Below are 20,758 nucleotides of genomic sequence, written 5' to 3' on the forward strand. Positions count from 1 at the left end.
TTACTCTCTAAGCGTTTTAAAGCCTTAGAATCTAGTCAACAAAGATTACAGCAGGATTAAGCGACAGATCCGGTCGCTCTAGTATTTTATATAGCTGGGTTAGCTATATAGCATTATCCAGTTCAGCAGAAACAGAAACGTAAGCGCCCTTAAATCAGCATCTTTTAAGCCAACCTATACAGCTTCACACTAATACCTGTCTTTTTCAAAGAGGTATTAGCGATGACATCACAAGAACGTCAGCAGTTTTGGCAGCAACATATTGATGCCTGGCAAGCATCGGATTTATCCGGTGCTGCGTTTTGCAAACAGCATGATTTGAATTATGCACAATTTAATTATTGGCGTAGAAAGTTTCAGCCGGTAGACGCGGTTGCAAAGTCTGCTGGTTTTGCTCAGGTTACGCAGCTAGCGACCTCGACTAGCAGTGCTGATGGGTTGGGTGTTCATCTGCCCAGCGGCATAAGTTTTTCTGGAGTGAATGCAGGTAATCTCGATGTAGTGCTGGCGATGCTGAGGCAGTTGTAATGAAGGTGCGTTATTTACGGCCAGCCAAGCAGATGCCGGAAATTTATCTGTACCGTGCGCCGGTGGATTTTAGGAAGCAAGCCAATGGCTTGGCTTTGCTGGTTGAGCAAGAGCTTGGTCATAACCCGTTCAGCGGTGCGTTATATGCCTTTACCAATCGCCAGCGCAACAAAATCAAATGCGTGATGTGGGAAGACAATGGTTTTGTCATGTACTACAAGGCGCTGGCCGAGGAAAAATTCAAGTGGCCTAGGCCTGCCGATGAGCTGTTAGCCTTAACGGGCGAGCAAATAAATTGGCTGCTGGATGGTTACGATATCAGCCTCTTTAAAGGCCATAAAAAACTGCACTACAACAGCCTTGGCTAGCCTGATTTCACTGGGTTTTAGCTGCTTTTAAGGGTGCTTTTGGTGGCGGGTTTTGCTATAATTTCGGCATGAAAAAACAGCCCAAACCGACCATTAAAACCCCAGATTTAAGCGGCCTTAGTGCCGCTGAATTGCGTTTGGTTGTGGCACAGTTTCAAGCTGTTATTGATGAGCAGAACACTGCTTTGCAAGATGCCCATCGCCGTATTGAACTGCTGGAAGAAATGAACCGTCTGCTGAAAACACAGAAATTCAGTGCCAGCAGTGAAAAATCTAAATTTCAGCTCAACCTCTTTGATGAAATCGAGCTCGAAGCCCAACTCGATGAGCTGTTTGAGTCCCTGCCTGAATTGCCAGATGAGGGCGAAGGCATTGCCCAGCAACGCAAAGAGCGCCAGACACGCAAGCGTGGTTTTTCTGCAAGCCTTGTGCGTGAGCGCATTGAACATAAGCTCACTGAACTAGAAAAAGCCGGCGCTAGTAAAACCTTCTTCACTAAAGTAAAAGAAGAGCTGCACTACATTCCAGCGCAACTCAAAGTGCTGGAGCACTGGCAAGAAAAAGCCGTGTTTCCCTCTGAAAACAACGCATCAGAAGAACAGATCGTAGCTGCGCAGCGACCAGTGCACCCCTTTGGTAAGTGCTCGGTGACCACTTCGCTGATTGCCCATGTGATTGCCGACAAATACCAATACGGTATGCCGTTATATCGCCAAGAGAGTAAATTTAAAGGCTTGGGCCAGCCGATTTATCGCAATAACATGGCGCAATGGTGCATACGCTTTGCTGACGAAGCCAAGCCTCTGTTGCACTTAATGCGCGAGGTGCAAAACAGCGGTAATTACTTGCAAGCGGATGAAACCCGTCTGCAGGTGCTGAAAGAAGACGGTAAAACAGCACAATCGGATAAATGGATGTGGGTTATCCGTGGCGGACCGCCCGAAAAACAGAGTGTTCTTTTTGAATACGATCCTTCACGTGCAGGCAGTGTGGCTGTGCGCTTGCTGGATGATTTTGAAGGCGTGCTGCAAGCCGATGGCTATTCTGGTTATAGCACGGTCTGCAAAGCCAATTCGATTACGCGCATTGGCTGCTGGGATCACGCACGACGTAAATTTGTTGAGGCCGATAAAAGCGCTGATTCTAAAGCTAAAGCCAAGAAAGGCACAGTGAATAAAACCGATGTAGCGCTGGGCTATATCCGCAAACTCTATCGTGTAGAGAGCAGTATTGCCGATAAAACCGACGACGAGCGTTTAAAGGCGCGACAAGAAATCAGCGTGCCAGTGCTGAATGAATTTAAGTTGTGGCTTGAGAAGAACGCTGCAAAAATCATGAAAGGCGGCGCTCTGAGAAAAGCCATCGACTACACCTTAAACCAGTGGCAATACCTGGTGGGCTATTGTGAGCGCGGCGATCTTAAGATCAGCAACGCCTTGGCAGAAAATGCCATCCGACCCTTCGCCATTGGCCGTAAGAACTGGTTATTTGCCGACACTCGTAAAGGCGCAGAAGCCAGCGCTGCTTGTTACTCACTGATAGAAACCGCCAAAGCAAATAGCATCGATCCACAAGGCTACATCAAGCATATCCTTGACCACATTGGCGAGGCTGACACATTAGAAAAGCTCGAAGCTCTGCTGCCTTGGAACGTGGAACTGGGTTAAGCTAAGCGCCCGTTTACTGGGGTGCTGATTTAAGGGCGCTTACACAGAAACGGAAAGTCATTCTTACGACCCTAGACGTTGGCTAAGGCTGTGCAAATCCAAGTGCCCTAGGCGACCTGTGTTTGTATTTTGTAGCTAATAAGCCTTAAAGTGAGAAATGATGGCTTATTTTATCGCGAAATAAAGTACCAAACTTTTTGTGATCTCCACTCTCAAAGCGAAGTCGACCCGCCACGATACAGGGTGAAATCTGCAATTCTTTAGCAAGCTCTCGCACATTTTGCGTGCTAATAGGCATGTTATTTTCCCATACGTTGCTTGGTATCAGTGCTTCTTGAGCCATAGCATCAGCTTGTTGCTCGATTTCATCAGCACCTTGCACATCAAAATCATCAAGATACCAAACCTCATTGCCATCTAAATGTAGAGCGATATGAGCAAGCTCATGCATCAGTGAAAACCAAAAACTGTCTGCGCGATTGTGTCGTAAACTTAGCGCAATTATTGGGTTTCCATCACTACTGATACACACAGCACCGTCTAAATAAGTCTTTGGCAGATGCGGTTCAATCACCACATGAATTCCTGACTTACCCAAGAACTCGACAGCTAATAAGGGTCCAGACTCAAGCCACGACAACCTAGCAACTTTCTGCATCCATTCTAAACAAACAGTATTAGGCTTATAGTTACAAGGCAATTTTTGCTCTGCTGCTTGTTTCAATATCCTGACCTGCCAAGCCCATAATGCGTAAAGGTCAGTCTCTTTATTATTAGAGCGTAGGTGCGCAGAAGACCTCAGCATTGCAGGCTGAAGGTCAAAGCCTGACTTTACAGAGCCAATAAAATCAGTAAGTTTCTCTGCGGCATACTCTTTCAACTCTGGTAGCGAGCCACTAAAGCCTTCAAAATATCCTCGCTTGCGCATCTCCGATAAAGGAAACGCACCCCAATCAATATCTTTTTACACAGCATGCTTTTGTGAGGGTGCTTGGATTAAAATTTCCGCCGAGATACCCAGCCCTTCACTGAGTTTGCGAATCATATTTATGCTGAGATTGCGAGTGCCGTTTAACACCTCTGACACCTTGGATGCAGAGCCAATAAACGGCACAAGATCTTTATTTTTCAACCCCTGCTGCTCCATTCGAAACCTAATAGCCTCAATAGGATCTGGCGTATCAATAGGAAACTGTTCATCCTCGTACTTTTCAATCAGCAGTGCTAATACATCCATCTCATCGGCTTCAGCGGTGTTTGGCTGTGGGTCTAAGTCCATCAATGACATTAATCGCGCCATTGCTAACTCATGATCTTGCGCTGACTTAATTAATTTAATGTGGCTCATAGTCCCCCTCCTAAAAGCGTTGCTTGTCATACTCGGCGTGAGTTCCGACCCACTCAACAACAGCAATACCGTTTTGATACCTAACCCTTACAACTAACCTATAATGGTTGCCTTTGATAAAGCTGCAGCTCTTGCATATCACCCCACCGCCAACTTCGCCGCCTGCTTCCACATAAAATGCGGCATTGGTGTATGTAACTGCCAAGTGATGCTCATCGGCTGGCTACCTTGATGCGATACGTAATCCACCTCACCAAAATTCACAAAACCCATGGTCGCACCATATTCATCTTTACTCTGCTCACGTACAAATAAGAACAAACGCTTGCCCATTTGCTGGTGCTGAATATAGCTCAACCCAGCACCCCGTTCTGGCCTAGAGCTATTTTGCGACTGCCAATGAAACAACTGCTCATTAATCGCATAATCGTGATACATGGTGGTCGGTGAAAACTGTTTTTCATTTTTATTTAAGGTAACAAAAAACACGTCGATATTTTGTTCTTTGATAGGCAAAACACCTTCAAGAACCATCCTGTAGTAATCAAATGTTGTCACACCAAAGCCCGCTACGATTTGCTCCCGCGTGTAACGCGCATGCACCTTCAGTGGATTGAGCGGTAAGTTGGTTAATGGGAATTGCTCATAACGAATACGATTAATCAACAAATCCAGCACATCGATCAGCTCTATTTTTAGCAGCGGATGATTAAGTGCTTTAAGACTGTGCGCCAGTGATACATAACCAAGTTCAGGGCCGGGCTTTTGCCAGAAATCGTAATGGCACATCACAGCCATACGCAGATTTATGTGCTCAGTCATGCTGAAATTATTGATAGCCAACTCACGCAGAAACTGCAGATAATCAAAACAATCGCAGCTCAATAACTTGTTTTTAATCGCACGCTCATAGACTGCAAAAAGGCTCTCATTGCCTTTCTCCATCACCTCGCTCGCATTCGCCTGAGCGACTAAGCTTGACCAACTGCCTCGCTTGTAAATGTCCTCTAGCTTTAAATTCGGATGTATTTTTAAGAAGTTCGGCAAGGTTAGCGGTAGGTTTGAGTCCGATGGAAACTTGCGAATCAGCCCAATTAAACGGTTTAAATTCACCGTTGCTTGGCGGATATTACTCAGCACCATCTCTTGCGTGCGCTTCGTCAGTTCAATGCGACAACCTAAGGGCGCATGCGGGAAACCCTGTTTAATCTCATCACTGATCGCACGATTGGTTTTGCCAACTAATGCTCTAAATTTCTCAGCAAAGTCATACTCAGGACGCGAGTTACCGACAAAGTCTAAAACCGTGCAGCACTCTTTACCATCAAATAAGCGCAAACCACGCCCTAGCTGTTGCAAAAAGATGGTCAGGCTTTCCGTCGGACGCAAAAACAACAACGTATCCACTTCAGGGATATCCACGCCTTCGTTAAAAATATCCACCACACACAACACATTGATTTGCCCCGAACGTAACGCCTGTTGTTTTTGCTGACGTTCATGACTGTTATCACTGGTTAGCACATCACTTTTAATGCCTTTAAGCACAAACTGCTGACACATAAAATCAGCATGCGCACGACTGACGCAGAACGCTAAGGCTTTAATACGGCCAATATCAGTGACAATTTCCTGCAGGCTGTGCAGGATTTTATTTACTCGCGTGTGGTTGTGCGTATACAGATTAGTCAATTGGGCAATGTCATAACGACCACGACTCCAAGGAATGTTGCGCAGGTCGGTATCATCATCAATGGCAAAGTATTGAAACGGGCACAAATGGCGTCGGTTAATGGCTTCTGGAAGACGAATTTCCGCAGCAATCACACCGCCAAAGTCCGCCAAAATATCACTGCCATCGTGACGCTCTGGCGTTGCAGTTAAACCCAGCAGTATCCTCGGGCTAAAATGCTCCAGCACAGCACGATAACTGGCCGCCGCAATGTGGTGCACCTCATCAATCACAATGTAATCGTAATAATCAGGCGATAAAGACAAGTCAGCCAATTGATTATTCAGCGTTTGAATCGAAGCAAACAACTGGCGATAGTGCTCCGGCTGCTCGCCACCCACCCAAAGCTCACCAAAATTACTGTTACGCAACACTGCACGGAAGGCAGCTTGCGCTTGTCTGAGAATCTCTTGGCGATGGGCAACAAAAAGAAACGTAGCACCGGGTTTGCTGCGTAAAAAACGAGCGAAATCAAACGCTGAAATTAGAGTTTTACCCGTCCCTGTTGCCGCCACTACTAGATTGCGGAAACGCTGATGCAAATCGCGCTCAACCGCCAGCTGCTCTAAAATCTCCTGCTGATGCGGGAAAGGTTTTAAATCAAAGAAATAGACTGCTGTGTCAGAACTACCACCACGAGCCTCACGTAGCGCTGTGTTGAGCTTGGTCTTGCTGTCGGCTTCACCATCAAAGACTTCAAAATCGTTCGACGCCCAATAGGTCTCAAAGGTACTCAGCGACTTATCAATGATATGCGGAATTTCTTGCGAAGTAATTTTAAGGTTCCACTCCAAGCCACTAGTTAGCGCAGAATGCGATAAATTCGAGGAACCAATATAGCCAGTATGAAAGCCGCTATTGCGCAAGAACAAATAGCTCTTGGCATGCAGCCGCTCACGTTGAGTGTTGTAGCTGAGCTTGACTTCGGTATTGGGCAGCGATGCTAAAAACTCAACTGCTTTGGCGTCAGTCGCACCCATATAGGAGGTGGTGATTACCTTTAATTGTCGGCCACTACGAGCAAACTCTTCCAGTTCCTTACGGAAAATACGAATACCGGTCCACTTAATAAAAGACACCAACCAATAAATCTTATCGGATGAGAGGATTTCACGTTTCAACTCACTTTCTAAGGATAAACCGGCATTACTGCCACAAAACAGCTCACTTTGAGTGAGACCAGTCAGTGGGAAAATATCGTCCACATATTTCTTTAGGTCAGCCGCGACAGGATTTTCCAGCGTATATAAAGCGGTTAAGATTCTTCCTTGGCTATCGAGCAAGTTTTCATCAAAAAAATCTTTATCGTCCATCTGCGCTTTGAGCCACAACAGCAGTTGGTTGGCTAGATTAATTTGCTCTTGCAGTTGGTTATCACCACTGGCCACTGAGCCCACGGCAAACTCTAGAATGCCGCTTAAAAAACGCGACAGCCAGACTGCAGCCTCAGCCGGCTCTAAGCTGCGCTCGCCGACATAAAACGTATCGCGATTTAAACGTGACTCAACCAACTGGGTAATCAGCTGCTCATAAATCCCTATTTGCTGCATGCCTGAATCCTAAGTGTAGTGTGCTGCCCAACTATACGTTTTGCTGCGAGGACTGTCTTGTGTGCTAGACAACGTTATCAATACTCCAACAAACCACTCTTCATGTGATCCAACGCATCTTGCCCCTGAGCCAATTGACTCTATCTTTTGGCTCATTCTATGAGCCGAATAATCTCTCTAATCAACTTATGCATTGAGGCTCTGACCAACAGAGCATTCATTTATATGACATATATCGCCAATTTTAGATAAATACAGTACCCGGTATGTCATAGCTGGACGTACTTAAAACCTAAAACTGGACTGAGCCACACTTTTATGCGCATAAAAATGCAATAAAACACACTTTTACGCGCATAAAAGTGTAATAATCTTTGCATTAAGCTTTTTACGAGGCAACCCATGCAGAGACTCCTACTTGAAACACTGCTGGCTTGGAAGCATCAAAGCGAGCGCAAGCCACTGCTGATTGATGGTGCACGGCAAACCGGCAAAACCTATTTGCTAAAACAGTTATTTGGCTCAACCTTTAAGAACGTTTTGCGAGTCGACTTTTTAGAGTCGCCCGATATCGCAGAAGCATTCGCCGGCTCGCTCACGCCAAAAGATATCATTAGCAATCTCGAACTTTTAACTGGCCAAGTATTTAACCCAGAGACAGATTTACTGATCCTAGATGAGATTGGTGAATGCCAACGTGCCGTAACAGCGCTCAAGTATTTTGCTGAGCGAGCACCGCAGATGTATGTCGTTGCCAGCGGTTCAAATATTGGGCTACTCGACTCATTTCCTGTGGGTAAAGTAGAGCAACACAATCTGCGCCCACTGACCTTTCGAGAGTTTCTTACTGCCGCCAATGAGCCTGCGCTGCTTAAAGCTTTTGAAAATCAGGTGAACTCTGCAGCAGCGCACAGTAAGCTATTCGATAAGCTCACAGACTACTATTTTACCGGTGGCATGCCTGAAGCAGTCAGCACCTGGTTTAGTCTGGCAGAGCACAATATTATTGAGCGTGTTGCCGCCGTTACAAAAATCCAGAGCGACTTGGTTGCTGGTTATTTACGTGACTTTGGTAAGTACTCTGGCAAAGTTGATGCAGGCCTTATTGAGTCGGTATTTAGCAATGTGCCTGCGCAGCTTTTCGCTGTTATGGATGACTCAGTCAAGCGCTTTAAATTCAAAGCTGTGCATGAACGCAAAGCGCGTTATAGCGAGCTAGAAAGTGCGATAACTTGGCTCGAAAAATGCCGTTTAGTCTTAAAAAACCACCCAATTACAGGCACACCGCGTAGCCCACTGGCCGCTTACAAAAAAGACAATGCCGTAAAATTATTTCTATTTGACGTCGGCCTACTCAACCACATGCTGGGGCTAGGCTATAAAGAAATTAAGCAGCAAGGCTACGAATACAAAGGCTTTGTGGCAGAAAACTTTGTTCAGCAAGAGTTTGTTGCGCAGGGACTAGATCCAACGTTTTCATGGACAGACGCGCGCGCTGAAATCGAATTTATTATCAGCGATGATGCCGGCAGGGTTATTCCGATTGAAGTCAAAAGCGGTAAGCGCACGCGAGCAAAATCACTGAGTTCTTATATCAATAAGTGCGCGCCGCATAAAACCATTAAGCTGACAGGCACTCAAGGCTCCTCAATACTGGAGCAGGAACACATAGTATTGCCTCTTTACTACAGCGAGTATGTGATCAGTCAACATTTAAAACCGCAGCCTTGAGTCGCCTTTAAAGTGTGCTCAGCATACATGCCTCACGCTGTACCAGCCGAGGCCTTTGCGCTACTTCTTACTCAAATGCTGCAAGGCAAATATTTGATCAAACAGCAAGGTAAACACAAAGGTATACACCAAGAAAAACAGCAACAAAGCAGATTCCATGACCAAGGCTTGCCCTATGCCCACCCCGTACCACAGCATGTACACCGGTAGACAAAACAAAAACAAACCGCCTTCAAACCCCGTGGCATGGATCACGCGAATTTTGAGGGTACGCACTGTTATTTTGCTGCGTGACTCCCAGGCTTCAAACAGGGTGTTGTAAATAAAATTCCAGATCACCGCCGCAGTTGAAACGATAATAGCGACCGGCAGTGATTCTTGTGCTTGGCTGCCGCTCAGCGCCATCAGCACGAGGGTTGCGAATACAATGCCGAGCACTTCAAAAAGGGTGACATACACAAGACGGCGTTTCAGGGGGCTTAATGTGATCAAGGCAAACTCCACAGAGCCTGGTAAGGCTCTTTTATTACAACAAGAGCCGGCCCGTCCCGGTCGATAAGAGCATCAGAGGGCAGCGCCTCCAGTGCAAGTCACGGTTTCCACCTGCACAGCGCGCCAGTTTACGCCAAATATTGAACAAAAGCAGAGCGCCCTCTTAAGCCTTACCCGCAGCGGACAAACGCACATGACGCCTAAGCAGCCGATGGTTCTCACGCTTCACCTCAGGCTTGTCGCGCCAGCTCCAGAGTAACGCTTGCGCTTGAGCGTAGCTCTCCTTGAGATCAACAATGGGCTGTGGATAATCCACACCCAGTTCAACGCCGTACATCAAGCATTCCATAGGCGATAACAACCACGGCGTATGCACCAGCGGCGCGGGGATATTGGCCAATTCTGGAACCCATTGTTTAACAAAGCGACCGTCTGGGTCTTTTTCTTCGCCTTGTTTAACGGGGTTGTAGATGCGGATGGTGTTGATGCCAGTCACCCCTGCCTGCATCTGAAATTGAGCAAAGTGGATACCCGGTTCAAAGTCTAAAAACAAACGCGCCAAATGTTGCACGCCATAGCGCCAATCCACTTCAAGGTGATGGCATAAAAAACTGACCAACATAGCGCGCATACGAAAATTCAAATACCCCGTGCGCTGCAAACTGCGCATGCAGGCGTCCACCATCGGAATACCGGTATTGCCCTGCTCCCAGGCTTGCAAGCGCTGCTCGGCCAGTTCACCGGTGACGCGCGGCAACAGATCATAGCCACTGTTAACCGGATAAAACTGCATATCACTTTGGCTTTCGAATTTTTGAATAAAGTGGCAATGCCAATGCAAGCGTGCGCTAAAGGCAATCAGGCTGCGCTTCCAACCCAGTGTTTTCCAGTGGCTTAACAGTTCCTGATACACCTGGCGCACGCTGAGATTACCCCAGGCCAAATAGGCTGACAGCCGTGAGCAATGCACTTGGCTCAGCTCAGGACTGGAAATAGACGATGAATAGCGTTTGCCGCGCGTCTGAAAAAACGACGCCAAGCTCTGCCGCGCGGCCTGCTCACCACCTTGTTGAAAAGCCACAGTTCGTGTGGCGGGGTAATCCGTCACGCATTTAAAGTTGGCCAACTCAGTCGCAGCAGTAAACCAAGTAACCTGTGCTACATCAACCTCAGCCAACGGCGCACGCATGATTTTCTGCCAGTGTGTATCCCAATTATCACGCTGCTTTAAACCACGCACCACGGCGGCATAGGGCGCTTCGTACCAATCCACAGCGTGCGCATCACACCACCGCTGCACCGCTTTATCACGGGCAAAGGTGTTGTCTAAACCGACTTCTTGGTGAGAAAACAGCTGGGCAATGGTAAAGCGCTGATGCAAGTGCTCAAGCGTCGCCAAAATATCCTGTTTGATCACATACAAACTGCCGCGCGGCACACGCTGCTGAATGTCTTGCAAGGATTCGCGCACAAAACGCCAATGGCGCGCCGAGTAATGTGGATCATTGAGCAGCATGGGCTCAAAACAATACAGCAGCAACACCGGCAAGCCACTGGCCGCAGCCTCCAGCAAAGGCTGGTGATCGGTTAAACGTAGATCACGCTTGAGCCACAGCACCGCAATCGCCATGTTTTACAGTTGCTCGATGTGCGTGAGGCAATGTTCAGCGCGTGTTAAAACGGCGTGCTGTTGTTCAGCTGATTTTTTGCGCCAGTTGGCATAGACCATGGCATTTCTTGGGTTGTTACCCAGCGCCTGCTGTTGCTGGTGCATAAAGTGCCAATACAAGGCATTGAGCGGACAGGCGTCAACCTCAGTAGTTTTCGCAACTTTATACTGACAATCAGCGCAATAGTCGCTCATCTTTTTCACATAATTACCGCTGGCGGCATAGGCTTTGGAGCCAACAATGCCACCATCGGCAAACTGGCTCATGCCACGGGTATTGGGCATTTCCACCCATTCCAGAGCATCAATATAAATACCTAAATACCAAGCATCGACATCATCCGGATCAATGCCCGCCAGCAAACAAAAATTACCGGTAATCATCAGGCGCTGGATATGATGTGCGTAGGCATAGTCCAATGATTGCTCAATGGCGTGGCGCATGCAATTCATCTTGGTTTTACCTGTCCAAAACCACGAAGGCAGCGCACGCGTGGCTGACAGCGCATTAAGGCTGGCGTACTCCGGCATATTGACCCAATACAGGCCACGGACAAATTCGCGCCAGCCGAGAATCTGCCGAATAAAGCCCTCCACTTGGGCAATCTCAATCGCTGGCTCAGCGCTGAGCAGCTGCTCTTTTTGCGCACGGTAATGCGCCAGCACTGTATCCACCACCAGTTTCGGGCTGATGATTTTGCTGTTTAAGGCAAACGACAAACGTGAATGGTACAAACTCCACTGGCGGTTATTACCAGGCTGTGCCAGCTGACTGGTCATGGCATCTTGAAAAGTGCCAAAGCTGGGCAGGCAATAGCGGCAAAAATAATCGAGCAGCTCTTTGGCTTGCTGGCGATTCACTGGCCAGACTAAGCTCGCCTCAGCGCGCCCCATCGTTTTAATCGAATGGCGCTCAAGGCGCGCTAGAATCTCACCGACATCATTACTAAACAGCAGCGGCTTGGGCACGTTGGGCAGATCGCTGGCTTTCAGCTTATTGCGGTTATTGGCATCAAAGTTCCACTGCCCGCCTTCGGGCTGATCGTCCTGCATTAAAATATTAAAACGCTTGCGCATATTGCGGTAAAAGGCTTCCATACGGTGCTGTTTACCGCGGGTAAAACACTTAGACAGCTCATGATCATCTAAATAAAAATGTTCAGTGCTTGCGCTGCGGCTATTTATCACAAGACCAGCACTGAACTGCGCTAATTGCTGGCGCAGGCGATATTCATCGGGTAATTGGTATTCAAAGTGTTGAATCTGATACGTGGCAAATAAATGCTCAAGCAACTGCGGCAAGTCGGCAAATGTCTGGGTGTCATCTAAATTTAGATGTAAGACATTATAGCCAGCCGTATGCAATGCCTCAGCAAACTGCTGCATGGCGGCAAAAAATGCACAAACTTTTTGCACATGGTGCACAACATAGTTGGTTTCTTGCTGCAGCTCAGCAAGCACATACAGCGTGTCTGGATCTTTGTCTTTAAACCAAGAGTGGCTGGCATTGAGTTGGTCACCCAAAATCAAGCGCAAGCGTTGGTAACTTTGCGTCATACGAGGCACCTTATTTTGAGCGCTGACCGGCACAGCGTTTGGAGCAGTATTTAACCTGTGGCCAATCTTTTTCCCATTTTTTGCGCCAGCTAAATGGGCGCTGGCAAACAGGGCAGATCTTTTGCGGTAGATGGGCTTTATTCATTAACAAACCTGCAAATCAAAACACAGTCACTCAACCAAGCAGTCGCCAATCGCTGCAAATACCTATACATTTGACTATGATGCACAGGTTTATTCTTATACACCACCTCTATTTGTATAAGCATTAATAGACTTAGCTGACTTAACAGCTGAAACTTCCGAGGAGTAACAGCACATGCGCTATTTAATGATTGGCTTAATCGTATTACTTACAGGCTGCGTCTCTGTGCCTGAGGGTATTGATCCGGTTAAAAATTTTCAGAGCGAGCGCTACCTAGGTACTTGGTATGAGATTGCGCGCTTAGATCATTCGTTCGAACGCGGTATGCAGCAGGTTACCGCTGACTACAGTCTGCGTGAGGATGGCGGCATCAAGGTGATCAACCGTGGCTTTAAAGAAACTGAGCAACAATGGGCAGAGGCTGAAGGCAAAGCTTATTTTGTTGAAGACAAGCAGACAGGCTACTTAAAAGTATCGTTTTTCGGGCCGTTTTACGGTGCCTATATTGTTTTTGATTTAGGTGATGACTATGAGCATGCGCTGGTGACGAGCCACAACAGGTCGTATCTTTGGTTGTTATCTAGAACGCCAACTTTACAGCACGACCATCAGCAACGTTTGCTGCAACGTATAACCGAGCTGGGTTTTGCTACAGATCAGTTGATTTTTGTAGATCAATCCATGCACCGAAACTGAGCGCGCAGCACAGTTTTTAAGCGCTAATAACCACACTAACAGCCTTGTTCTTACAACATTAAAACTGTAAGAACAAGACTAAAACCCACAGTGAACACAGCCTAACTTAAATAAATTAAAGCCTGACAAATAAACTCAGCCAAGCTTTCGAAGCGTTAAAATCTGCTCACTGCGGCCAAAAGGACCGTGCTCATCGTGCAAAATAGCGCTGGTCAAACCAATTCCATCACTACCGAACTGCTGTACAGCGTCTAAACCAAGCCAGCGACCTGCTGGATAACGGTGCAGGTGAATTTGTAAATCTAAATTTGGAAAAGCCCAAATAAAGTCAGAGCCTTGACGGGGCACAACACCATTGGCGGTATCGACCATGCCCATTAAATGCACAAAATCACTGGTCGGCTGGTTTTCTACCATGTCTTTTTGGTTGTTAAGCCAGACAATACCTTTGCCAGCGCGGCGATTGTCATCAGCTTTAACCTCAATACTCTGAATATAGCCACCGGGCCAACAGGCCATGCCGTCCCAATTGGCTAGCGTATCTGGATGGGCAATAGTGCCGTCTTCTAAGGCTGCAACTTCGGAGCTGTTTTGGATACCCATGCGCCAAGCCCTTGCGACAATGCAGGTTCTACCATTGGAGTGCATATCTGACTCAAGCAACTCGATAGTTTTACCTGGGCGAATAACGCGTGTAGTAATGGTGAACTCACCGGCTGCAATCAACCCATAAATATCATAACTAATGCGGCCGATACGCACGTCATCGCGGGGTTGAAAGCATTCTAACTCTGCGGCGATGATGCCGCTGGCCGGTGCCATATGCTGCTCATGCGGATTCCAAGCGCCTTGCGCGTGTATCGTAGAGCGATAGGTAGCAGTCACAACACCTTTTGCATCTGTTTTTCTATCGATAAATTGATAATAGGCACTCATAATAGGCGAACCTTTTGTTATTCATTTAAATAGATTCTGAATGTAGCACTGTTTAAAAGCACAAGCAGCGCAAGGCATCACAACGATATCGTCAATGATGATGCTAAGCCTCCTGCTTTGCACTTAGACCAGCAAGCGTGTTTAAGTAGACCAATAATCAAGCACAACATGAGCAGCGCCCTGTTGATATGTATTGATCAGCACACATATATCTTTAGCCAAGCAAACATAAACTGCAGACTTTTTAACACCTGCACACTAAGGAAAAAATTTATGAAACAGCTACTTATCGTTGCACACGGCAGTCGCCGCGCAGCATCAAATGATGAAGTTCGTGTGCTTGCTGAAAAAGTAGCCCAGCACTTACAACTGCCTGCTGAACAGGTGCAAGTCGCCTTTTTAGAGCTGGCGTTACCCTCCATAGAAACAGCTCTAGATGAGTGTTTTAACAACGGCATCCACGAGGTCAGTGTATTGCCCTACTTTTTATCATCAGGCACTCATGTGGTTAACGATGTTCCACGTGAAATCGCTGCCGCACAGGAAAAATGGCCTGATAAAGTCATTACGATGCTGCCGCATATTGGTGCTGCCGACACTATGGTTAGCTTAATTTCCAGCACCTATCGCTAAGGCAGGGCTAAACTGCTACTGCTGATGCCAGGTGAAGCAACACAGCATTTGCTGTTAGAATATGCTGACTCATTGCTAATCAGTCACCGCTTTAGAGTGTCAGATCTACCTTTCTTGGGCACGTTTGTGCATCATAATGGGTACTATACTTATCAACAGTGTTTTGAATTTTTAATAGGTACTGCATGGCCACTACTGGGACGCTTTATATTGTGTCAGCACCCTCAGGTGCGGGGAAAACAAGCTTAGTCAAGGCGCTGATTGATAGCATGGCGCATGTGCGAGTTTCGGTATCACACACAACGCGTAGCATGCGCCCAGGTGAGGTCGATGGAGTAAATTACCATTTCACGTCGCGTGATGCTTTTGTTGAAATGCTCGGTCAAGGTGATTTTTTAGAGCATGCAGAGGTATTTGGCAATCTGTACGGCACCTCACACTCATGGGTCAAGCAAACCTTGACCAAAGGCTATGACTTGATCTTGGAAATTGACTGGCAAGGTGCACAGCAAGTGCGCAAACTAGTCCCTGATGCTAAGTCTATTTTTATCCTGCCGCCAACTCATACAGACTTACGTCAGCGCTTACACAATCGCGGGCAAGACGCTGAAGATGTAATCGAAATACGCATGCAGCAGGCGATTACTGAAATGAGCCACTACGTTGAATACGACTACATTGTTATCAATGACGACTTCACCACTGCACTCGAAGATTTAATGGCGATTTTCCGTTCGAATCAATTGCGCCTGAGCACTCAGCAAAAACGTCACACACAACTCCTCTGCGACCTGCTAGGATAGGCATATCTGTGTAATTCAGTTAGGTTCCCACCTTTCTTTGTCACGCATTATTTTTTAAACTGTATGTGTATTGCGCCCTATTTGGCGCTGTTTTTTTGTGAGGAATACTATGGCTCGCGTTACTGTTGAAGATTGCCTAGAACACGTTGAAAATCGTTTTGCTTTAGTGATGTTGGCTACTAAACGTTCACGTCAATTAGCCACCGGCGGTAAAGAGGCTTTAGTGCCACTTGAAAACGATAAGCCGACTGTTTTGGCATTGCGCGAAATTGCGGCAGGCTTAGTCGACGACGCTATGATTGCAGCAGAAGATGCGCTCAGCGCTGAAGAACCTTTATTTGCTGCTTTTGACGATAACGCCAACGAAGCACGTTAATGCGGCTGCTATTTGCTTACTGCGTGAATATGGATGAACGACTACCAGGAGGTGAGCTATGCCTGCTTTAGATCGCCTGACTGGGCAGCTATCAACGTATCTAAGCAAAGAGCAAGTCAATGCGGTACGCCGCGCGTATTATTACGCTGAACAAGCCCATGATGGCCAATTACGTAGCAGCGGTGAGCATTATGTGACTCACCCGCTTGCTGTTGCGACTATTTTGGCAAACATGCGTATGGACCACCAAAGCTTGATGGCCGCCATGCTGCATGATGTGATTGAAGATACCGGCATTCCTAAAGAGGCGATCACTGCACAATTTGGTGAAAGTGTTGCCGAGTTAGTCGATGGCGTCACCAAGTTAACGCAAATGAAACTCGGCAGCAAAGCCGAGGCTCAGGCGGAAAACTTTCGAAAAATGGCCATGGCGATGGCCCGCGATATTCGCGTTATTTTAGTTAAGCTCGCGGACCGTTTGCATAATATGCGCACGCTCGGCGCATTAAACGCTGAAAAACGCCGCAGAATTGCCAAAGAGACCCTAGAAATTTATGCGCCCATCGCCAACCGTTTGGGGATGAACCGTATCTATGCTGAGTTTGAAGATCTTGGTTTTAAAGCCATGTATCCCATGCGTGCCGAACGCATTCAAGCAGCCGTTAAGCGCTCGCGCGGTAACCGTAAAGAAATCGTTAACAAAATCCAAGAGTCTATCGCGCACTGTTTAGAGCGTGAAGGCTTACCGGGTGAAGTCAGCGGCCGCGAAAAGCACCTGTATAGCATTTATCGAAAAATGCGCGGCAAACGTAAAGCCTTTAACGAAATCATGGATGTGTACGCGTTCCGTATAGTGGTCGATAAAGTGGACACCTGCTATCGCGTGCTTGGCGCTGTACATAATTTATACAAGCCCTTCCCTGGCCGCTTTAAAGATTACATTGCGATCCCTAAAGCCAATGGCTATCAATCGCTGCACACCACTCTGTTTGGTATGCACGGTGTGCCGATTGAGATCCAAATCCGCACCCGTGAAATGGAAGAACTGGCCAACAACGGTATTGCTGCGCACTGGCTGTACAAAACTGAAGAAGACGGTCAACGCACTAACCATGCGCGCGCACGCCAGTGGGTCAAAGGTTTGCTGGAGCTGCAACAAAATGCGGGTAACTCGCTAGAGTTTATTGAAAACGTTAAAATTGATTTATTCCCTGATGAAGTCTACGTGTTCACCCCCAAAGGCCGCATCATGGAGCTGCCCAAAGGTTCAACCCCGGTTGACTTTGCTTATGCGGTGCACACTGATGTGGGCAACACCTGTATTGCTTGCCGCGTCAATCGCCGCTTAGCGCCATTATCACAAGCCCTAGAAAGCGGGGCTACGGTTGAAGTGATTACCGCGCCTAATACTCAGCCCAACCCAAACTGGCTGAACTTTGTTGTCACCGGCAAAGCACGTACCCATATCCGCCACGCTCTAAAACAACAGCGCCGTGAGGAATCAGTTACTTTAGGTGCGCGTTTACTGAGCAAAGCGTTAGATAATTTAGGCGTGCGCTTTGAAGATATTTCTGAGTCGCGCTTACAAGCACTGCTCAAAGAAAACCATCAGGACGAGCGCGATGATCTGCTCGAAGACATTGGTCTGGGTAACCGCACCGCCCATGTGATTGCACGACGCTTACTGTCCACCGAAGAGCTAGACGCCAACTCATTGGCTGCTGATGGTCCGCTCGTGATTCGCGGCACCGAGGGCTTGGTGCTTAACTACGCGCGCTGCTGCTCACCGATCCCCGGCGATTTAATTGTTGGTCACTTATCAGCCGGTAAGGGCATGGTCGTGCACCGTGATAGCTGTAAAAATATCAGCGAATTCCGTAATAACCCAGAAAAATGCATACCACTGACGTGGGCTAAAGACATTGATAGTGAATTCAATGTTGAACTGCGCATTGAATTAGCGCATCAGCGCGGTTTGATTGCCCTGCTAGCAGGCACTATCAGTGAAGCCGACGCCAACATTGATAAAATCAGTGTCGATGAACGTGACGGCCGTATCAGTGTGATTCAATTGGGCATTAGCGTACGTGGCCGTGTCCACTTAGCGCGCATCATTCGCAAATTGCGTGGCCTCGCTGGTGTCTCTCGTATTACTCGCACACGCGCCTAGCTTTTTGTATCGCGCTCGCTTTTAAGTTGAAACAATCAGCCTCGCGCACAGCTTTTTCTAAACACCGGAGACCATCATGAGCAAAACCATTATCAGCACTGAGCACGCCCCTGCCGCCATTGGCACCTACTCACAAGCCGTGCGTGTAGAGAACACAGTGTATGTGTCTGGGCAAATTCCACTTAACCCGACCACCATGGAAATGGTTGAAGGTTTTGAGCAGCAAGCGGTACAAGTGTTTGAGAACCTAAAAGCAGTGATCGAAGCCGCCGGTGGCACACTGAGTGATATTGTTAAGCTCAATATTTTCTTAACTGATTTAGGAAACTTTGCCGCACTCAATGAGGTGATGGCACGTTACTTCAGCGCCCCTTACCCTGCGCGCGCAGCCGTGGGTGTCGCCTCGTTACCACGCGATGCGTGTGTCGAAATGGACGCCATTGTCTATTTGGGTTAAGCACTGCACAGGGTGTAGGGGCTATTCTTTAAAATCAGCCAACTGCACCCTATAGCCCTCGCGATAACTGCTGTACTGCGGCACCCAACCTAAAGCCCGCGCTCGCGCATTACTGCAACGCTTGCTGCCCGAACGCGGTGTTAACACTAAATCTGGCACACGACTGACCTGCAGTTGCTGCTGCAGCCAGGCCACTACATCAGCCTGTTCGGCTGGCTCATCATCCACACCAATATACAGTGATTCGACGTCCTGACCCTGCGCATCCGCCTGTAAGATAGCCGCAATTAAAGATGCAGCATCATCGGCATGGATACGGTTGGTAAAACTGTGTAAATGCGGCGCATGATAACCCTCACGTACTCGCTTTATCAGCATATTGCGATCTGGCCCATAAATACCGGTTAAGCGTACGGCCGTCGCCGGATGGCCACTATTGAGCGCACACTGCTCAGCGTCCAGCATAATTTGCCCAGACCAGCGCTGCGGCTCAGCGGGTGACTGCTCATCAATCCAGCTGTCATCGTTTTGCCCATAGACGCTGGTGCTGGAAACAAAAACAATCCGCTTTGGTTGCTGCTTATGCTGCGCCAGCCAGCTGTACAAGTGGCGTTGACCTTGCACATAGGATTGCTGATAACCAGCCTCTGTCATACTCTGCGCCGCCATGGCATACACAACATAATCAATCGGCTGTTGCGGCCAATCGCTTGGGCACTCAGGCTGATTTAAATCCGCAGCAATCGGCGTTATTCCCGCAGGCAAGCGTGCAGGATTACGGCGTAAACCATGTACCTGCCAGCCCTGCTTTTGCATCAAAACCGCCACACGGCTGCCAATATCACCACAGCCAACAATCACTAAACGCTTGTGTTTATGCACCCTGAACACTCCATTGGCGGTCAAATAACCGTAAGAATTATTGGTCACAATTTAATATAACAGCTATGCTCATATCAATCTTGATTGGAATTAGCTATGACTCTTACCGAATTACGCTACATTGTTGCTTTGGCGCAAACTCAACACTTTGGGCGAGCAGCAGAACAGTGCCATATCAGCCAACCGACCTTATCAGTCGGGGTAAAAAAACTAGAAAAAGATTTAGGCGTACTTATTTTTGAGCGCAGTAAAAATGCCGTGCGCGTAACCCCAGTTGGCGAAGCCATTGTTGCCCAAGCCCAGCGCGTACTTGAGCAAGCACAAACCATTCGCGAGCTGGCGCAAGCCGGGAAAAACCAACTGGCTGCACCACTGCGGGTTGGTGCGATTTATACCGTTGGTCCTTACTTATTTCCTCAGATGATTCCACTGTTGCATCGCAGCGCACCGGAAATGCCACTGTATATTGAAGAAAACTTCACACACGTGTTGCGTGAAAAACTGCGCAAAGGTGAGTTAGACGTAATCATCATCGCGCTGCCTTACCAAGATGCCGACGTGCTCACGAAAGCAGCCTATAAAGAACCTTTTTGCGTGCTGCTACCCGCTGAGCACCCCTGGACACAGAAAGACAGCATTGATAACGACATGCTCAATGACAAAAGCTTATTGTTGCTGGGTGAGGGGCATTGCTTTCGTGATCAAGTGCTCGAAGCCTGTCCCGTGATGCTGCCCGGCAACCCAGAAAACCGCTACACCACTGTCGAAGCCAGCTCCCTAGAAACCATCCGTCACATGGTTGCTTCAGGACTAGGCGTATCGGTACTGCCCTTATCGGCGGTAGACAACCACCGCTATGCAGAAGGGGTGATTGCTGTACGCCCCTTTACTGATCCTGTGCCAACGCGCACTGTCGCTATTGCGTGGCGCGCAACCTTTCCACGCCCGAAAGCCATTGATGTGCTGATGGATGCAATTCGTCAGTGCGATGCCGCACAAGCCTATCGCGAGCCGTAAC

Annotated in this window: 21 protein-coding genes; 11 read left to right on the forward strand and 10 right to left on the reverse strand. The window is 47.8% G+C overall.

Going from position 1 to position 20,758, the window contains the following annotated elements:
* Nucleotides 1-222: 222 nt before the first annotated feature.
* From FXF61_RS12480 to FXF61_RS12490, 3 genes are all read left to right on the forward strand, one after another.
* Nucleotides 223-528, forward strand: a complete 306-nt coding sequence (locus tag FXF61_RS12480; RefSeq protein WP_151183546.1) for an IS66 family insertion sequence element accessory protein TnpB — start codon at nucleotides 223-225, stop codon at nucleotides 526-528.
* The gene (tnpB, locus tag FXF61_RS12485) at nucleotides 528-896 is read left to right on the forward strand and encodes an IS66 family insertion sequence element accessory protein TnpB (protein WP_151183545.1); all 369 of its coding nucleotides are present in this window, start codon (nucleotides 528-530) and stop codon (nucleotides 894-896) included. Before FXF61_RS12480 ends, tnpB begins: the two co-directional genes overlap by 1 nt.
* A gap of 68 nt (nucleotides 897-964) precedes the next feature.
* A complete protein-coding gene (locus tag FXF61_RS12490) occupies nucleotides 965-2,563 on the forward strand; it encodes an IS66 family transposase (protein ID WP_151183544.1) in 1,599 nt (532 codons plus the stop codon).
* Between the two features lie 145 nt (nucleotides 2,564-2,708).
* Here the strand turns inward: FXF61_RS12490 and FXF61_RS15145 are convergent, their stop codons facing one another.
* From FXF61_RS15145 to FXF61_RS12505, 4 genes are all read right to left on the reverse strand, one after another.
* The gene (locus tag FXF61_RS15145) at nucleotides 2,709-3,443 is read right to left on the reverse strand and encodes an ImmA/IrrE family metallo-endopeptidase (protein WP_256663422.1); all 735 of its coding nucleotides are present in this window, start codon (nucleotides 3,441-3,443) and stop codon (nucleotides 2,709-2,711) included.
* Between the two features lie 84 nt (nucleotides 3,444-3,527).
* Nucleotides 3,528-3,911, reverse strand: a complete 384-nt coding sequence (locus FXF61_RS15150) for a type II toxin-antitoxin system HigA family antitoxin (RefSeq protein WP_256663424.1) — start codon at nucleotides 3,909-3,911, stop codon at nucleotides 3,528-3,530.
* Nucleotides 3,912-3,921: 10 nt separating this feature from the next.
* Nucleotides 3,922-4,083, reverse strand: a complete 162-nt coding sequence (locus FXF61_RS12500; protein ID WP_306108660.1) for a type II toxin-antitoxin system HigB family toxin — start codon at nucleotides 4,081-4,083, stop codon at nucleotides 3,922-3,924.
* Entirely contained in the window at nucleotides 4,050-7,193 is a 3,144-nt protein-coding gene (locus tag FXF61_RS12505) for a DUF3427 domain-containing protein (protein WP_151185566.1), read from the reverse strand. The genes FXF61_RS12500 and FXF61_RS12505 overlap by 34 nt, the downstream gene beginning before the upstream one ends.
* Before the next feature lie 402 nt (nucleotides 7,194-7,595).
* On the opposite strand from FXF61_RS12505, the gene FXF61_RS12510 reads away from it, so the two are divergent.
* On the forward strand, nucleotides 7,596-8,924 hold the full coding sequence (locus tag FXF61_RS12510; protein WP_151185567.1) for an ATP-binding protein: 1,329 nt from the start codon (nucleotides 7,596-7,598) through the stop codon (nucleotides 8,922-8,924).
* Nucleotides 8,925-8,984: 60 nt separating this feature from the next.
* Here the strand turns inward: FXF61_RS12510 and FXF61_RS12515 are convergent, their stop codons facing one another.
* The 4 genes from FXF61_RS12515 to FXF61_RS12530 form a co-directional block, all read right to left on the reverse strand.
* Nucleotides 8,985-9,416: a PACE efflux transporter gene (locus FXF61_RS12515; RefSeq protein WP_151185568.1), complete on the reverse strand. Its 432-nt coding sequence runs from the start codon at nucleotides 9,414-9,416 to the stop codon at nucleotides 8,985-8,987.
* A 163-nt stretch (nucleotides 9,417-9,579) separates the two neighbouring features.
* Nucleotides 9,580-11,046, reverse strand: a complete 1,467-nt coding sequence (locus FXF61_RS12520) for a cryptochrome/deoxyribodipyrimidine photo-lyase family protein (RefSeq protein ID WP_151185569.1) — start codon at nucleotides 11,044-11,046, stop codon at nucleotides 9,580-9,582.
* A 3-nt stretch (nucleotides 11,047-11,049) separates the two neighbouring features.
* Entirely contained in the window at nucleotides 11,050-12,642 is a 1,593-nt protein-coding gene (locus tag FXF61_RS12525; RefSeq protein WP_151185570.1) for a cryptochrome/photolyase family protein, read from the reverse strand.
* 10 nt (nucleotides 12,643-12,652) lie between these two features.
* Nucleotides 12,653-12,787, reverse strand: coding sequence for a DUF2256 domain-containing protein (locus FXF61_RS12530; RefSeq protein ID WP_151185571.1), 135 nt, complete (start codon nucleotides 12,785-12,787; stop codon nucleotides 12,653-12,655).
* Between the two features lie 174 nt (nucleotides 12,788-12,961).
* On the opposite strand from FXF61_RS12530, the gene FXF61_RS12535 reads away from it, so the two are divergent.
* Nucleotides 12,962-13,483: a lipocalin family protein gene (locus FXF61_RS12535; protein WP_151185572.1), complete on the forward strand. Its 522-nt coding sequence runs from the start codon at nucleotides 12,962-12,964 to the stop codon at nucleotides 13,481-13,483.
* 135 nt (nucleotides 13,484-13,618) lie between these two features.
* On the opposite strand, the gene FXF61_RS12540 is transcribed toward FXF61_RS12535, so the two are convergent.
* Complete coding sequence (locus FXF61_RS12540) at nucleotides 13,619-14,419, reverse strand: thioesterase family protein (protein WP_151185573.1); 801 nt, start codon at nucleotides 14,417-14,419, stop codon at nucleotides 13,619-13,621.
* A gap of 273 nt (nucleotides 14,420-14,692) precedes the next feature.
* Between FXF61_RS12540 and FXF61_RS12545 the strand changes: the two genes are divergently transcribed.
* The 5 genes from FXF61_RS12545 to FXF61_RS12565 all read left to right on the forward strand — a co-directional run bounded on the left by FXF61_RS12545 (nucleotide 14,693) and on the right by FXF61_RS12565 (nucleotide 18,858).
* Nucleotides 14,693-15,052 carry a sirohydrochlorin chelatase gene (locus FXF61_RS12545; protein ID WP_151185574.1) on the forward strand — a complete coding sequence of 120 codons (360 nt, stop codon included), beginning with the start codon at nucleotides 14,693-14,695 and terminating at the stop codon, nucleotides 15,050-15,052.
* Nucleotides 15,053-15,237: 185 nt separating this feature from the next.
* A complete protein-coding gene (gene gmk, locus FXF61_RS12550; protein WP_151185575.1) occupies nucleotides 15,238-15,855 on the forward strand; it encodes a guanylate kinase in 618 nt (205 codons plus the stop codon).
* A 109-nt stretch (nucleotides 15,856-15,964) separates the two neighbouring features.
* Nucleotides 15,965-16,231, forward strand: a complete 267-nt coding sequence (gene rpoZ / locus FXF61_RS12555) for a DNA-directed RNA polymerase subunit omega (RefSeq protein ID WP_151185576.1) — start codon at nucleotides 15,965-15,967, stop codon at nucleotides 16,229-16,231.
* A 58-nt stretch (nucleotides 16,232-16,289) separates the two neighbouring features.
* On the forward strand, nucleotides 16,290-18,401 hold the full coding sequence (gene spoT, locus FXF61_RS12560; RefSeq protein ID WP_151185577.1) for a bifunctional GTP diphosphokinase/guanosine-3',5'-bis pyrophosphate 3'-pyrophosphohydrolase: 2,112 nt from the start codon (nucleotides 16,290-16,292) through the stop codon (nucleotides 18,399-18,401).
* Between the two features lie 76 nt (nucleotides 18,402-18,477).
* Nucleotides 18,478-18,858, forward strand: a complete 381-nt coding sequence (locus FXF61_RS12565) for a RidA family protein (RefSeq protein WP_151185578.1) — start codon at nucleotides 18,478-18,480, stop codon at nucleotides 18,856-18,858.
* Between the two features lie 21 nt (nucleotides 18,859-18,879).
* Here the strand turns inward: FXF61_RS12565 and FXF61_RS12570 are convergent, their stop codons facing one another.
* Nucleotides 18,880-19,740, reverse strand: a complete 861-nt coding sequence (locus tag FXF61_RS12570) for an SDR family oxidoreductase (RefSeq protein WP_256663425.1) — start codon at nucleotides 19,738-19,740, stop codon at nucleotides 18,880-18,882.
* A 96-nt stretch (nucleotides 19,741-19,836) separates the two neighbouring features.
* Between FXF61_RS12570 and FXF61_RS12575 the strand changes: the two genes are divergently transcribed.
* Complete coding sequence (locus FXF61_RS12575) at nucleotides 19,837-20,757, forward strand: hydrogen peroxide-inducible genes activator (RefSeq protein WP_151185579.1); 921 nt, start codon at nucleotides 19,837-19,839, stop codon at nucleotides 20,755-20,757.
* The last annotated feature ends 1 nt before the right edge of the window (nucleotide 20,758 follow it).

The sequence above is a fragment of the Pseudomonas sp. C27(2019) genome (assembly GCF_008807395.1).
Taxonomy (GTDB): domain Bacteria; phylum Pseudomonadota; class Gammaproteobacteria; order Pseudomonadales; family Pseudomonadaceae; genus Denitrificimonas.